General features: G+C 68.6%; 14 protein-coding genes. 13 read left to right on the forward strand and 1 reads right to left on the reverse strand.

Annotated features, from left to right (window positions below; genetic code table 11):
- The first annotated feature begins 138 nt into the window (after positions 1-138).
- The 13 genes from ABZ453_RS33900 (at position 139) to ABZ453_RS33960 (ending at position 14,421) form a co-directional block, all read left to right on the forward strand.
- Positions 139-2,094, forward strand: a complete 1,956-nt coding sequence (locus ABZ453_RS33900; RefSeq protein ID WP_359021109.1) for a lantibiotic dehydratase family protein — start codon at positions 139-141, stop codon at positions 2,092-2,094.
- Positions 2,091-3,164, forward strand: coding sequence for a lanthionine synthetase LanC family protein (locus ABZ453_RS33905; protein ID WP_359021029.1), 1,074 nt, complete (start codon positions 2,091-2,093; stop codon positions 3,162-3,164). Before ABZ453_RS33900 ends, ABZ453_RS33905 begins: the two co-directional genes overlap by 4 nt.
- A 45-nt stretch (positions 3,165-3,209) precedes the next feature.
- Positions 3,210-5,261: a methyltransferase, FxLD system gene (gene fxlM, locus ABZ453_RS33910; RefSeq protein ID WP_359021031.1), complete on the forward strand. Its 2,052-nt coding sequence runs from the start codon at positions 3,210-3,212 to the stop codon at positions 5,259-5,261.
- A 4-nt stretch (positions 5,262-5,265) separates the two neighbouring features.
- Positions 5,266-6,363: a hypothetical protein gene (locus ABZ453_RS33915; protein ID WP_359021033.1), complete on the forward strand. Its 1,098-nt coding sequence runs from the start codon at positions 5,266-5,268 to the stop codon at positions 6,361-6,363.
- Between the two features lie 337 nt (positions 6,364-6,700).
- Entirely contained in the window at positions 6,701-8,584 is a 1,884-nt protein-coding gene (locus ABZ453_RS33920; RefSeq protein WP_359021111.1) for an ABC transporter ATP-binding protein, read from the forward strand.
- Between the two features lie 5 nt (positions 8,585-8,589).
- Positions 8,590-9,192, forward strand: coding sequence for a 3'-5' exonuclease (locus tag ABZ453_RS33925; protein WP_359021035.1), 603 nt, complete (start codon positions 8,590-8,592; stop codon positions 9,190-9,192).
- Positions 9,193-9,267: 75 nt separating this feature from the next.
- Positions 9,268-9,633: a MazG-like family protein gene (locus tag ABZ453_RS33930; RefSeq protein WP_359021037.1), complete on the forward strand. Its 366-nt coding sequence runs from the start codon at positions 9,268-9,270 to the stop codon at positions 9,631-9,633.
- 11 nt (positions 9,634-9,644) lie between these two features.
- On the forward strand, positions 9,645-10,328 hold the full coding sequence (locus ABZ453_RS33935; protein ID WP_359021039.1) for a class I SAM-dependent methyltransferase: 684 nt from the start codon (positions 9,645-9,647) through the stop codon (positions 10,326-10,328).
- Positions 10,329-10,466: 138 nt separating this feature from the next.
- Positions 10,467-10,994 (forward strand): hypothetical protein, encoded by a 528-nt coding sequence (locus ABZ453_RS33940; RefSeq protein WP_359021041.1) that lies wholly within the window; start codon positions 10,467-10,469, stop codon positions 10,992-10,994.
- 41 nt (positions 10,995-11,035) lie between these two features.
- Positions 11,036-11,431, forward strand: a complete 396-nt coding sequence (locus ABZ453_RS33945; protein WP_359021043.1) for a hypothetical protein — start codon at positions 11,036-11,038, stop codon at positions 11,429-11,431.
- Positions 11,431-13,845, forward strand: a complete 2,415-nt coding sequence (locus ABZ453_RS33950; protein WP_359021045.1) for a phage portal protein — start codon at positions 11,431-11,433, stop codon at positions 13,843-13,845. Before ABZ453_RS33945 ends, ABZ453_RS33950 begins: the two co-directional genes overlap by 1 nt.
- A 1-nt stretch (position 13,846) precedes the next feature.
- A complete protein-coding gene (locus ABZ453_RS33955; RefSeq protein WP_359021047.1) occupies positions 13,847-14,200 on the forward strand; it encodes a thermonuclease family protein in 354 nt (117 codons plus the stop codon).
- 5 nt (positions 14,201-14,205) lie between these two features.
- The gene (locus ABZ453_RS33960) at positions 14,206-14,421 is read left to right on the forward strand and encodes a hypothetical protein (RefSeq protein WP_359021049.1); all 216 of its coding nucleotides are present in this window, start codon (positions 14,206-14,208) and stop codon (positions 14,419-14,421) included.
- 3 nt (positions 14,422-14,424) lie between these two features.
- On the opposite strand, the gene ABZ453_RS33965 is transcribed toward ABZ453_RS33960, so the two are convergent.
- Positions 14,425-15,198, reverse strand: coding sequence for a DUF5677 domain-containing protein (locus ABZ453_RS33965; protein WP_359021051.1), 774 nt, complete (start codon positions 15,196-15,198; stop codon positions 14,425-14,427).
- Positions 15,199-15,212 lie beyond the last annotated feature (14 nt).

Below are 15,212 nucleotides of genomic sequence, written 5' to 3' on the forward strand. Positions count from 1 at the left end.
GTCGGACGGAGCTTTCCGTCCGACCCACGCCCCGCCTACCAAGAACGGAGTGAGGGGATGACGCGCGTACGGCACAGCCTGTACCGAGCCGCCGGAGAACCAATGCTGCGTGCCGCAGTGAACCTCACCGAGCCGAGCATGGCTCCCTGGCCAGGTCCCTCCGCCTCGCTTGAACAGTGGCGTGCGTGGCTGCGTGTGGTGTGGGCCGACGACACCTTCCGGCAGGCCGTAACCAGCGCCAGCCCGGATCTGGCCCGCCAGCTTCAGGCAGTCCTCGCCGGGCGGTCTCCAGGAGTGCGGAGGGTGCGGAGGGCGGCACTGGCCACCGCCCGGTACGCGATCCGGTACGCGCGCCGCCCCACTCCGTACGGTCTCTTCGCGGGGGTCGCGCGGGTCAAATTCGCTGACACGGCCGAGGTCCGCGTCGGCGACGAACACCTGTCCGTCGCCCGGCCCGACCCGGTGGCGCTCGATGTGGCAATCAGCGGCTGGGAGGCAGATGGCGAGCGGATAGGTGACGTCGACGTGTGCGTCAACAATCTCGTCCAACAGCGCGGCGGGCGCGTCTACGTCCCGTCCGAGGGCGCCTCGGAGTTCTCCCTCGCGCTGACGCCCGCGCTCAAGCTGATCCTCGACGCCGCCCGCTCACCGATCCGGTACTCGGTCCTGCTCGACAAGCTCGCCGCCGAGTTCCCGACCACGACCGCACCGCACCGCACCAGATTGCTCGGGGAGCTTCTGCGCGTGCGCTTGCTCCGGTCATCGCTACGCGCGCCCGCCACGGTCATCGACCCCACCGAAGCGCTACCGCCTGCTCTGCGTGGCCAGGTCCGCACAAGCACGGTGGCCCCCGACTTGCGACTGGACGCCACGGTGCGACTCCCGAGCACGGTCCTGACGGAGGCGGAGACAGCCGCGACTGTGCTTGCCCGGATCGCCGCGCACCCCAACGGCATCCCGGCTTGGCGTCGCTGGATCGAGCAGTTCACCGAACGTTACGGCGCTACCGCCGAGATCCCACTGCACCTGGTGCTGGACCCCGAGAAGGGCTTGGGCTTTCCCGACGGGTTCGGCCAGGTGTCCGAGCCTCCGCGGCCCATGGCCCGGCGAGACCGGCTGCTGCTGGAACTGGCCGGAACCGCGGCCGTCGAAGGCGCCCGCTCCGTTCCCCTGCCCGGGGCGGTGATCGAAGAACTGGAGGCCGCCGCGGGCAAGCCCACGGCCACCGCACCCCACCTCGAACTCGGCATGCGCCTTAACGCCCGCTCGACCCGCGCCCTGGAGCGCGGGAACTTTCGGCTCCACGTATCCACCGTCTCCCGTTCGGCCGGCTCGATGACGGGCCGGTTCTGGCACCTGTTCCCGGACTCGAGAGCGACGTACACCGACCTGCCCACAGTCGAGCCCGGCGCGGAGCTGGCCCAACTCTCCTTCCACGCGGGACGCGTTCCGGCCGACCTACTCACCCGCGCCCCGCGCGTGCTGCCCAAGGTGGTCAGCGTCGGCGAGTTCCGGCACCCCGAGGCAGGCGTGCTGTTCCCGTCCGACCTGGTCGTTGGCATCCGGGACGGCCGCCCCTACCTCGCCGAGGCTGCCACCGGCACGCACCTGGAACTGCTCGCGCCGACCGCTCTGAACTTCCTGTGGAACAACTACACCCCGCCCTTGGCCCGGTTCCTGGTCGAGATCAGCCGGGCCACCACGCCACAGGTGACCTGGTTCGACTGGGGCGCGGCATGGACGCTGCCGTTCACCCCGGCGGTGCACTACCGCCGTTCGATTCTGGTGGCCGCGCGATGGAAGGTGCGCGCTCGGGACTTGCCCGATCGCACCGCGTCACTGGATGAGTGGGCCGAGCAACTGCACGCCTGGATGGGCCGTTTCCGCGTTCCGGACCGCGTTCTGCTGGCCGAAGACGACCAGCAGCTTCCGCTCGACTTGCGACACGACATGCACCTGGACCTGTTGCGCGCCCACCTTGACGCCAGCACGACCGGCGTCGCGACGCTGCACGATGCACCGCCGCCAGACGCCGACGGCTGGATCGGTGGCAGGGCCCACAACCTCGTCGTTCCGCTGAGGGCCCGCTCATGACGGCAACGGCGGTTCCGGCGGGCACGCAGGATCTCTCCGAGGGCATGCTCGGGATGGCACTGCTGCACATCGAGCGCGGTGATCACTTGGCCGCGCGGCGCCACCTCGCCCAGGCCGTGGCGGGCGGCGTCAGTGCGGGAGGTAATGCGTCGCTGTTCCACGGTGCCCCTGCCTTGGAGTTCGTGCTCTCGCGCGCCGGACATGCTGGCCGCGACGTCCGCGACGTTGTCGACCGCGTCGTGGACGCCCGTCTGGCCGCTGCCCATCGGCGGAAGGCGGCGGGTGCGCTGCCGCATCTGGCGGAGTTCGACCTCATCCGTGGGCTGGCTGGGCTGGGTGCGCTGCTGCTGGCCCGAGGCGCGGACTCGCCGCGGCTGAGGGAGGTGCTGGCCTACCTCGTGTCTCTGGCGCAGCCGGTCCGCTTCGAGGGCCGGGAGCTGCCCGGCTGGTGGTCCGCACTGGGGCCTGGCGGGGAGGGGATGCGCGGCGGGCACGGCAACAACGGTGTCGCTCACGGCGTGGCCGGCCCCTTGGCGGTGCTCGCCCTCGCCGTCCGGCACGACGTCCACGTGCCAGGGCAGCTCGACGCCATCGAGGTATTCGCGCACTGGCTGGACGCGTACGGCGCCTGTTACTGGACCAGGCTCGATCAACTGGTGGCGCATGAGCCGCCCGGACCGCAGCCCGCGCGCCAGTCCTGGTGCTACGGCCAGCCCGGCATTGCGCGCGCTCAGCAACTTGCCGCGCTCGCGCTCGGCGACTCGAACCGCCGACAGGCGGCGGAGGCCGCTGTCCTGAGCACGCTGAGCGACCCGTCCCACCTCGGCCGGATCGTCGACGCCACGCTGTGTCACGGATGGGCCGGGCTGGTGACGATTGCTCGCGCCGTCGCCTCCGACAGCCCCACGCCAGAGCGCTTCTCCCCAGTGGTTCACGACCTGAGCAGGCGTCTGGCCGCGGACCTGGACCGACTGCCCAAGCCCGGATTCATGGAGGGCCGAAGCGGCGCGCACCTGGCCCTCGGCGGCACGAACACCACGGACTGGACCAGCGTCCTGTTGATCACCTGACCCGCCCTCAACCGAACTGACGCCCCGACAAGGAGCCCCACACGTATGGACTTCGACGACGAGAACCTTCCGATCACCGCCGATGCGACCTGGTGGCATGCCAGCGTGGCGTTTCCTGGGCGGGCGGTGAGCCGCGCGGCCGCTCAGGCACTGGCGGCCTCGCTGGATGCCCAGCGCTTCCACTTCCTTCGTAAGGACGCAGGTCTGCGTCTGCGCACCGAGCGTCCCGTCGGCGCTCTGCTGGATCGCCTCGTCACCGAGCATCTGGCCACGGGATGGGTCGGCGGCATCTACGAGCCGGAGACCGAGGCGTTCGGCGGACCGGAGGGCATGGTCGTGGCGCACGACGTGTTCTGCGTCGACAGCCCCAGCGCCCTGTTCGAGACCGGCAAGCCCGGCGGCCGAGAGCGCTGTGTACTGCTGCTCTCCGCCATGATCCGCTCAGCGGGACTGGACCCGTTCGAGGCCGGGGACGTCTGGGCGAAACTCGGCGCCCTGCGGCCGCCCGTCACCCCGCCCACCGGCCCCGCGCGCGACCAGGCCGTGAGCGCCATGCGGCGCCTGATGAACGCCGACGCGGCGCAGCGGCCGGACGCCGAACCCGGCTGGGCCGAACGTCTCGCCGCGTTCGAGGACGCTGGCCATCGCCTGCGTCAGCTCGCCGTTGATGGGCGCCTGATACGCGGCCTGCGCGCCGTTCTCGCCCATCACGCGATCTTCGCGTTCAACCGCGCGGGAGTACCTGCCGCCGAGCAGGCCGCCACCGCATGGCTGGGCCGCGAGGTTGCCTTTGCCGCAGGGGAAGGGGCCGACGTGTCTACTCGCCGGTTCACTTCCCCGGACCCTAATGTCGCTCGAATGGAGACCACCGTGACACCCGTTACCGACGCCGCCGACATGCGTGAATCCCTGGTGAACCGCCTTATGGGCAGCGGCCATCTGCGCACCCCGGCCGTCATCGACGCCTTTCGCACCACTGAGCGCCACCAGTTCCTTCCCGGTGTCGACCTCGAGTCGGCGTACAAGGAGGACGCGGTGTCCATCAAGAAGGACGAGCACGGCGAGATGATCTCCTGCATCTCCGCACCCTCGATCGTCGCTACCCAGCTCGAACAACTCGCTGCGCAGCCAGGCGACAAGGTCCTGGAGGCCGGGGCCGCTACCGGCTACAACGCCCGCCTGCTGGGCAGGCTCGTGGCCCCCGGCGGCCACGTGTGGACCGTGGACGTCGACCAGGACCTCGTCGACGGCGCCCAGAAGAACCTCGCCGAGGCCGGGGCGACGAACGTGACGGCGGTGCTGGCCGACGGCGCTGCCGGCCTTCCCGAGCACGCCCCCTTCCACCGCATCCAGTTCACGGTCGGCGCGGGCGACGTGCCGGTGAGGATCCTCGACCAGCTCGCCCCCGGCGGACGTCTGGTCCTCCCGATGCGGATTCGCGGCAGCATCTCGCGGTCCTTCGCCTTCGAGCGCGACGGCGACACCTGGAAGACCGTCTCCTGCGAGATGTCGACCTTCGTGCCCCTACGTAAGGGCGTGTGCGACGACGTCTACACCCTGGTGCCTATGGCAGGTGAGGGCAACGTCCGCCTGGAGACCTTCAGCGAGCAGGACGTTGACCGCGACGCGATGCGCACTGTACTGGACCAGAAGGGGGCCAAGGTCTACACCGGCGTGAAGTTCAGGCAGGGCGACCCGTGGGAGTGGCTGTACCTGTACCTGGCCTCCGTGCTGCCCAACGGCCTGTCCCGCCTGCCCGGCCAGCGTCCCGGCTTCACGCCACACTTCGGCTGGGGCTCCATGGCCGCGCTCGACGGCGACAGCCTGGCCTACCTGACTATCCGCGAGGGCGAGGACGACAAGGGCCGCTTCTGGGAGATCGGCGTCATCGGCCACGGCTCCCGCGCCGCCGAACTCGCCGACCAGGTCGCGGGCGAGATCCGCGACTGGGAAGAGGGCTGGGGCAACACCGCGCCGGAACCCACCTTCCGCATGGCCGTCGGCGAAGCCCGCGACAAGATCACGGCCGCCGACCAGCGCTTCGTCATCGACAAGACGTACAGCCGCCTTGTCGTCGACTGGCCGCGCAAGGGCTAAGCCGATGATCCCCGCGATAGCGAGCCGCATCCCGCTGGTCCGTCGTCCCAAGGCGCCGGCGCTCCCGCTGGACGAGCGCATCGCCCACCTCACGGGGCTGACTGTCGCGCCCGCTGGTGCGGGCCACCATGATCTGGTGGCCCGCACCAGCGGGGTCCTCAACTACGCCGCGCTGATCGCCTCCGACGTCGGATTACCCGACCTGGCCGCTGACCTGTGCTGGCGACAGCACCAGGTGTTCGCCGACGCCGGGCGCCTCACCGGCGGCATCGCCGTGATGTCGCTGATGCCCCTCATCAACATCTCCCGGCTGCTGACCCGCGAGGGCGACGGCAAGGCCGCCTACGACGTCCTCACGCGGCTGTACCGCGCCGCCCAGAAACGCGAAACCGCCGAGATCCGCGGCCACACCGTCGACCTCGCAGCGTTGATCGACACGGACACGGACCACCGCAAGGTCTGCGAGGAGCTGTGGATCACCGTGCTCGTCGACGGTGCCAGGGCCCTGGCGCGGATCGGCCGGTGGACCGAGGCCGCCGAGGCCATGACCTCGTACCGCGGCGTCGGCAACCGCCTCCTCGACGGCCGCCAAATCGAGATCATGGCGCTGATGGAACGCGGCCTCGATCAGCAGGCCCGCGACACAATCGACGCCACCGTCCCGACTGAGCCGTGGGAGAACACCATCGCGGCTCTCCTACGTGTCTACTGCCGACCCATGTCCGCGCCTGTGCCACAACCAGACCTGGACCTCGTGCTGAGCGAGGTAGCCACACTGATCGCCGAACCGGACCCCTCAACCGCCGTCTTCCAGACCCGAGCCGGCCTAGCCGCGCTCGACCTGGCCCGCGACCGAACGAGCCCCAGCATGGGCCCGTTGAACAACGCCCTCGCCAACGCGGCTGCTCTTGACGCGTACGCCGCCCGGGATGTCCTGACTCACGCTGCAGCGTGCCCGTCCCTGACCGGCGAGCAACGTCGGAAGCTGGACGCCGCGGTCGCCGCGTCAGGACTGGGCGCGGGGCGCCTGCCCGAGCACCACATGAACGCGCTCACGGAGGCAGTCGACAAAGGCGAAGTCGTGCTCCGCAGCCTCCTGTGACTCGCCACACATGCAGAACGCCCAACTAGGGCTGGACCCATACCTGTTGGGTGACATGACGTTGTTGGACTCAGGGCGACAGCCCATCGCCTTCAGGGAGGCAGACGCTCGCTGAAAACCTCATTCGTCACAGGCGCATCAGGTGTCGGCGATTCGGCCAATCCGCGCCCATCAAGAACGGCCCCAACACCGTGTCCACACGTTCGTTCCCTTGTGCCTCAAGGCCCCCAGCGCGTCCGGAATCGAGCGCGTTCGATTCTGCTACCGCGTCGTTATGCCGTGCACCGCCGAGCCATCCAGGTGAGGCCCCCGACCCCTAGGAGGGACACAGGTGACTGTGACTGACGCCTCGACTGCAAACGCTGAGACGCCGCCCCCTCCGCCACCTGCGGAGATCCGCTACAGCGGCGAATACTCCATCAACCCGCTCGGCGACGTGTCCTTCACGCACATGTGCGCCCGCCTGCCGTCCGTGCTGCGCCGCATCTGTCGAATGGCCTGGCAACTCGACCGCACGGCCGTTCTCCTCCTCGCCGCCTGCCAACTGGTCACAGGCGCCGCCGCCGCGGTGGGCCTGGCCGCGACTGCCCGCGCCATGCAGCCGATCCTTGGCCCCGGAGCCGTCGCCGATCGTCTTCACCAGGCGCTCCCCGCGCTGCTCGTCGTGGCCGGCGCGGCGGCACTCGGACGGCTGTCCAGCGCGCTCGCCTCGTACGGGGATCGCAGGCTCACCCCGCCATTGACGACCTATGCAGACACCTCGCTGGTCGAAGCAGTGTGCCGAGTAGAAGCCGCTGCCTACGCCGAAGACGGCTTCGCTGACCGGCAGGAAGCCGCGGAGATGGGCGTGGTGCGCACGCACGTGATGGTGAACGACGCGCAGCGATTCATGGCCGCGATCATCAGGATGGCGGCGGCCAGCGGGGTCTTGTCCGTGCTGCACTGGGCGATGTTGCCTCTGCTGTTCCTCGCGGTCCTGCCCGCCGGAGTCGGCGCGGTTCTCACCGCGCGCGTCGATTACGAGATGCACTACGCGAACGTGTCGGACCGCAACGTCCGCCACATGATGCGATGGTGGGCCACCACGCCGAAGCACGGTGACGAAGTCCGCGCCAACGGCATGACCGGCTATCTGCTGTTCTGGTATCGGTCGCTGTCCGAGCGCATCGACCGCCGCGTGCTGGGCGCCGCTCCGCGGACCTTGCGCATCACCCTGCTGTCCTCGACGGCAAGCGGCTTCTTCCTGCTTCTGGCCTGGGCCACCCTCGCCTGGTTGGCCATCACCGGGCGCATCGAACTCGCCGTTGCCGCGACGGCGGTCGTCGCCGTTCAGACCACGCTCGCAGCGCTCTCCCAGGTCGTTATCAACGGGGCGGCCCTGTTCCACACCAGCCTCTACCTGACCGACATGCAGACGTTCCTCGACGACGCCGCACAACGGGCCCCGCAGCGCGGTGAGTTGTCGGCACCCGCGATCGTGGAGGACATCCGGATCGACGACGTGGTCTACCAGTACCCCGGCAAGGAGAGCCCTGCCGTCGACGGCGTGTCCCTCTCGCTGAGCCGTGGCGAGATCCTGGCCATCGTCGGCGAGAACGGCAGTGGCAAGTCCACTCTCCTGCGCTTGATCACTGGTATCTACCTGGCGGACAAGGGGCGCGTTCTATGGAACGGCGCGGACGTCGCCACGCTTGACCAAGACAGCGTCTGGGCCCGGACGGGCCTCGTGCCGCAGCTCTTTGCCCAGTGGCCCCTGCGCGTCCGCGAGAACGTCACCCTCGGGCAGCCCCTCACCCACGACGACCAAGCGGTATGGGAAGCGATCGACGCCGTAGGCATGCGAGAGGCTGTCGAGGCGCTGCCCGACGGCATCGAGACGCTGCTTGCCCGGGAAGTCTTCGGAGGCGCCGAACTCTCCGGCGGACAGTGGCAGCGCCTGGCCTGCTCACGCGCGATCTACAGGCGGCCTGAACTGCTCATCCTGGACGAACCCACCTCGCAGATGGACGCACGGGGCGAGCACCAGATCTTCGAGAAGATCAAACGCGGCGCCTCCGACCGCATCACGATTGTGGTCACGCACCAGTTGGAAAACACACGCCTCGCCGACCGCATTCTCGTCATGGACAAGGGCCGGGTCATCGAGCACGGCGAGTACGAGGACCTGGTCAACTCCGGCGGCGTGTTCGCCGAGCTCGTCGCCCTGGCCAAGGACCGGTGACCTCCATGGACTTCACCGCATGGCCCCCGCTTCTTGTTGTCGACGTCGAAGGCAATGGGGCCAATCCACCGGACCTGGTAGAGGTCGCCGCGTTACCCGTGCAGGGTGGACGCCCGGACACGCGCACGGCGGGCGCATGGTTGACCCGGCCGCGGCGCCCCGTCACACCGTACGCGGCCCGGGTGCACGGCCTGACCAATCAGGTTCTCGCCACAGCCCCAGACTGGGAGGAAATCGCAGACGAGGTGCACGCACGGTTGGGCACCGCGTGGATTGCCGCCCACCACGCCCATGTCGACTACAGGGTGCTGACGGCGCACCTGCCGAAGTGGCAGCCTGCCGGAGTCATTGACACGCTCCGGCTGGCCAAGACCACCTATCCGAGCCTGCCCAAGTACACGCTCGGCGCCCTGATCGAGCACGTGGCGCCGGACCTGTGTGAGGCACCCGCACAGCGCCATCGCGCCGCCTTCGACGCCTACGCCACCGCTCATCTCCTCATCGCCATGGCTGACCACTACGAGAGCTGGGATCGCCTCATCGCAACCGCAGTACCCCCGGGTCTTCCCGGTGCCCCCGAACCAGAACAGGAGCCCACCCTGTGGTGACCCCGCCGCCATTCCCATCAGTGCAGCAGACACCGTACGTCCCACTGCGCAGCACGACACAGAATCGAGAGACACGTGACTGATACCTGGCAGACGATTGCCCGCCTTGCTGGCCGATTGGAGGATCACTCCACGCTCCCTCGCGAACAGCGAATCCTCCTACAGCTGCTCAAGATCCAGGAAGAGGCTGGCGAGGTCGCCGAAGCAGTGATCGGAGCCATGGGGCAGAACCCCCGCAAGGGGCATTCGCATACCTGGGATGACGTCGAGTCCGAGGTATGCGATGTCATCACCACCGGCATGGTCGCGCTGATGCGCCTGAACCCCGATGCAGAGACAGTGTTCGCACGGCACATGGCCCGTATCGCCTCTCGGGACCTGGTGGACCAGGGCGAGACTGCCGACGCTGGGGCCGCCTCGACGACGGGACAGAGGAGTTGAACGCGCACCCGGTGAACACGCAGACCTGGGTCCGGTACGGTCAGATGCAACTCGACCGCGGATATATGCCACCGGTTCCCGAGCAGATGAAGTGGGGGTTCTGGGACGGCGTCGGGCCGGGGACTGATGCGCTCGGACCGCTCCGTGGAAGGCGGGTGCTGGCCTTCGGATCAGGGCCTGGGCATCAGGCCGTGCACCTGGCACGCGACCATGACGCCCTCGTAGACGCAGTCGAACTGTCACCCACGCAACATCAGCGGGCTGTCCAGCAGTTCAGCGAAGTGCCTGGTGTCCAGTTCGTAAACGCCGATGTCGTTGAGCACCTCCGCACCGCCGCGCCGTACGAGACGGCTTACGCGATCGGAACCCTTGCGTGCAACGACCCGCACTACCTACTGCCGGCGCTCCGGGACGGGCTCGTCCAGGGCGGGCGGCTGGTCTTCTCCGCATTGCACACCAACCTCCACGGCCACGGTCCTTCCTCCGAAGTCGCGCCTCGGCAGGAGATGATCCGGGTCCTTGGCCAGGAGCCGATCCCGGTGCAGATGTGGGTCCTGACGCCCCAGCTCTGGGAAGACGTGCTGGTCGACTATGCATTCCGCGTGGAGGCGATCGACCTGCTGCGCGCTCCCGAGGCCGACAACCCCGTCGTCGTGCAACTCATCCGCGCCCACCGGACCTCACGGACGCAGTGACCGCACAACTGAGCAGGAATGATCTCGTTCGGGTGGTGGCCCGCTGACACAGGGGGCTGTAACAGAACGCGGCTGTTGACGTTCCGGTGGTGAAGGGGGTTGCGCTTTACGTCAACCCCGCAGTGATCCGGAGGAACGGTGACGACCGCGACAGCCCCCCTCTCGCCCGAGACCAGCCGATCCCACCTGCAGGAGAGCCTGTTCGCCTGGCTCGAGCCCGAGCCGGCCTCCAAGCCGGCTATACGCCCAGCCCCGGCGTCCACGCCTGAGCCTGATCAGAAGACCGCTCCCCCGCCGGAGCCGCCGGCCGCCGAAGCGGAGGCGCCGGACCTCTCCCACGTCTGGGTTGTGGCCGCCGAGATCGAGGTCACGCCGAAGATCGCGAGCGTCGCCGACTACCGGGGCAGCTTCAAGGCCACCGAGGGGCAGCGTGTCGACGCGCTCGAGGTGTATTGCCGGGGCTGCCGCCGCCCGTACGACGAAGTCCGGGGCGACGACTGCGCCGCCAAGATCGACAACACGCACTTGATCGGCGGTGACCAGACCAAGCGAGCGAAGCGGAAGGTACCCACCCCGCCCGCGAACGCACGGATCATCCCCGGCGGCACGATCAACCGGCGCGGCATCGGCGCCTACATGTCCGGGGTGTCCCGCCCCCCACGCTGAGCACGCGACACTAACACCGCCCGCTGTTCATGGTGCGCGGCGTGACTACTCAGCGAACTCAGCCGTCGAACGACGACCCGGTTGTCGCCACCACCGACATCACTGGGCCCGTGCTCCCCGACGCGAAGATCGGCCGGGAGGCCTTCGGGCTCCTCCTGCTCTCGTTCGGTGTGCTCGGCGGCCTCGGAGCGCTGGGCACCTTGCACTGGGCCGCGGGCCTGTCCGCCGCCCTCATCGGGCTGTGCGCCAGTGGTGTTCTCGTCCGCCGCAACTCCAAGCACCGCTGGCAGCAAGACGTCGGAGCCATCACCGCGTTCGGCGGCTACGCAGGACAGACCGCCGTTCTGTTCTACCTGCTGCCGCCGCTGGGTTGGCTGGCCATCAGCATCCTTGCCGTCGCCGCCGGCCTGTGGATGTCCAGCGCTGAGGGGGCCTGATGCCCCGCCAACTCTTCCCCTCACTCCGCGGCCTCCTCGTTCCCAGAGGATCCGTAGAGCCAGCACCCCCGCCCGTCGAGACGAAGGACCTCCTCGCCGGGGGCGTCTACACGTCTATGTCGTTCGCCGGCGTCACGAACGTCTGGGGAACCCCCGGCCGCGCGGACGGCTGGGACCTCGAGCGCGTCATCATCGAGGGCTACGAGCGCTCCATCTGGACCTTCAAGTCCGTGGAGGCGATCAGCAAGCATGCCTCCACCCTTCCGATCCAGATCGGTCGCGGCGGCGACGAGCGGGAGTTCGAGGAGGTCCTCGAGGACCACCCGCTGCTGAAGTTGCTCAACCGGAAGGCCAACCCGCTCGAGACCGGCGACGTCTTCAAGAAGCGGCTCAGCGCCCAGTTGCTGCTCAGCAAAAAGGGCGTGTTCATCGAGAAGACCAAGAGCCGCGGCGGAGTCCTCACCAGGCTCGACCTGCTGCCGCCGGACCGCGTCCAGATCATCCCGGACGACGAGAACGCTGCGTACGTGAAGCACTTCGAGTTCACGGACTACAACGGACGCATCCGGGAGCTCAAGCCGGAAAAGGTCATCTGGATCCGTGATCCGCACCCGACCGATCCCTTCTGCGGCGTGACCCCGCTCGAGGCCGCGGGACTGTCGGTCGATCTGGACGTGAAGGCCCGCACCTACAACATCTCGTTCATCGACAACGACGGCCGCCCTGGCGGCATCGTCGGCATCGACCTGGACGGCGTCGACGCCAACGAGGTCGACCGGATCCAGAAGCGGCTCGCCCCGGGCGCACACAACGCCGGGCAGCTCACCCTCGTCGGTACAGGACCTGGTGGCGTCACCTATGTCGACACCTCCGCCCGCCCGCGGGAGATGGCTTACGAGACGCTTTCCAGCACTGCGAAGAACGAGATCCTCTCCGCGTTCGGCGTGTACGAGAGCGTCATCGGCAACGCCTCCGAGCGGACGTTCAACAACGCCGACCGTGAAGAGTGGAACTTCTGGGCCCACACCGAGCTCCCCCACCTCAACCTGATCGCGTCGGCATTCGACCCGGACCTGTCCGACGAGTGGGTGATCCGTTTCGACACCTCCCGCGTCCAGGCGCTCGAGTTCCCCCGCCGCCAGGCCCGTGAGGAAGCCCGCAAGGAGTTCGAGGCGGGCCTGATCACCATCGACGAGTACCGGCAGCTCGCCGGGCGCCGCACCTTCAACACTCCGCAGTCCCGCGCCCTGTGGATCAGCCCGCAGAAGGCGCCCGTCCCCGCCAACGACCAGGACGCGGCCGCGCTCGGACTGGCTCCCGACCCAGGCGCCGGCGCCGAACCCGGCGCCGACCTGAGCGCCGCGCCGCCCGCAGCCGGCGGGAACCAGTCCGCCGCCGCGGCGGTAGCCGAAGCCCGCGCCCTCGATTCGGCCCCAACCGCCGCTGACGACGTCGCCGCAGCCCACGGGCAGGCGCCCCTCGAGCTGCCCTCCGGACAACCCACGACCGCGGCCGACGACGTTGCGCGTGCCCGCGCCACCGTCATGCAGCCCGAGGCCGGACCCGCGACCGAGGACGTCGAGGCAGCGCGCGCCCGGCTCGAGACCAAGGCACTTCCGACCGACGGATTCGAGGTCACCGACGCCGACTTCGACGCCGTCTCCATGGCCATCCAGGCGGCCCTCACCGCGCTTCTGGCACGCCAGGAAGGCGTCATAGTCGCCCGGCTCCGAGCCCCGAAGATCCGCAAGCACACGAGGTTCTGGGAGCCGGAGAACGAGAACGACACCCGCGGCGGCCACGCGAACATCGACGAGGACCGCGTCGTCAGCGCAGCCCGCTGGGCGGAGGAGACCACCAACACCCTCGCCCCGATCCTGCAGCAGGCCGCGGCCGCCACCGCCCGCAAGCTGAGCCAGGCCATCACCGGCGTCGACACGGTGCCCCCGGCCGCGCTCGCGCCCGCGCTCGTCACCGCCGCGCACGCCGGGGAGGCCATGACGGCGCTCCTCGGCGAGCTCGCCGAAGTGCTGCGCACCGCCCAGGACAACGACCCGAGCCTCGACCTCAAGACCCTTGAGCACACGGTTGGCGGCTTCTACAACGCGGCCGGCCCGGAACTGGTGGCCAGGGTCGCAGAGACGTGCGCCGTCTCAACGATCAACGGAGCCGCGGACGCCGCAGCAGAGGGGGCCGGGCCCGCAGTCGCCCGGACATGGATCACCCGCCAGGACGCCCGCGTACGGCCCGCGCACAAGGCCCTTCAGGGCAAGACCCTGCCGGTTGGCATCCCCTTCCAGGTCGGCACCGACGGCGCCCAACTCCGCTACCCCGGCGACCCCTTCGCGCCGATCGCCCTGACGATCAACTGCCGATGCCGCCTGTACTACGCCACCGATGAGGAAGTGAGCTGACGTGAACACCTATCCAGGCACGGCAGAGCACGTGGTCGACGCCGACACCCTCGACTGCGACCTAGACCTCGGATTCAGCGTCCGCACACTGCAACGCCTCCGCCTCATGGGCCTGAACACCGCTGAGAAGAACACGCCCAAGGGCAAGGAAGCCAACGCCTATGTCGCCGACTGGCTCGCCGAGCACGGCCCCACGCTGATCATCCAGACGCACCGCAAGGAGAAGTACGGCCGGTGGTTGGCCACGGTCACGACCGACGACGGCGCATGCCTGAACACCGACCTCATCGAATCCGGCCATGCCGCCCCGTACGACGGCCACGGTCCCCTCCCCATTCCCGAATCGAAGGAGTAACCGCCATGCTGTGGAAAACCGTCTGGATCGCTTGGACCGCCGTATTCGCCCTGGCCGAGGGCATCGCCCTGGCCAACAAGCCCGACGAGGACACCCTGTCGGAGAACGTCCGACGCCTATTCCGAACACGCACCAGCAGAGTCGGCAGAGCCATATTCACCCTCGGCTGGTTCGGATTCTCCGGCTGGTTCGCCCTCCACATCCTCACCGAGACCATGTGACGGTCAGAGGCGCTTCGCCACCAGGTCGTCAGGCATTCCCAAGTCCCGGCACGCATCGCTGATCTGCTTCTTCATGGGGTTCCCCTTCAGGAGAGGACTCATGACGCTCGCCGCCTGCAGCAGGGGCACGGGCATCCAGCAGAAGTCCGCGAGCCGGTCGTGACGTCCGTTCCCGTACACCGTCACCCGCTGCTCGTCGAACGAGACGAACGCCGCGGCGGTTAGGTCGGTGGTGTGCGAGAACGACGACAGATTCCGGTACACGGGATACATCATCGGCGTGCCGTACGCCTTGACCATGGTCTCGAAGTTCGACAACTCGCCGCGCAGCCGCCTATGGCGCCTCTCCTCCTCCTCCGTAGCGTGACCGAAGTTGGGGGCCTCGCCGATGTCCACGGTGTCGGGCAACTGCCAGTTCAAGGCCTGGAGATTGTTGCGCAGCTTGCGACGCGACTCGTACGACTCGTCGACCAGCGCCTTGTACCCATCCTCGCCGTTGTCGGCCAGCCAGTTAATCGCGTAGGCGTGATTGACCAGGTTACGCATCAGCGGTGCCGCTTCGACCGTGAAGCCTGCGTCGTACAGAGCGATGAGGGCTTCCGCGGTCCGGTTGGTGAAGCGCCACCACCCTGCCAGAACGGCGAAGAGGGACGTTGATACCTCGGTGGATGCGAGGGACTGCACGGTGATGGCCTGGTTAGCTCCGGCGATCAGCTTGGGGAGGATGGCTCGTACCCGCCTGGCTGTCTTCTCGTCCGCCCGATATGCGTAGGTCATAGCGGTCGACGCTA

Source organism: Streptomyces sp. NPDC005799, assembly GCF_040630525.1.
GTDB lineage: Bacteria > Actinomycetota > Actinomycetes > Streptomycetales > Streptomycetaceae > Streptomyces > Streptomyces griseorubiginosus_B.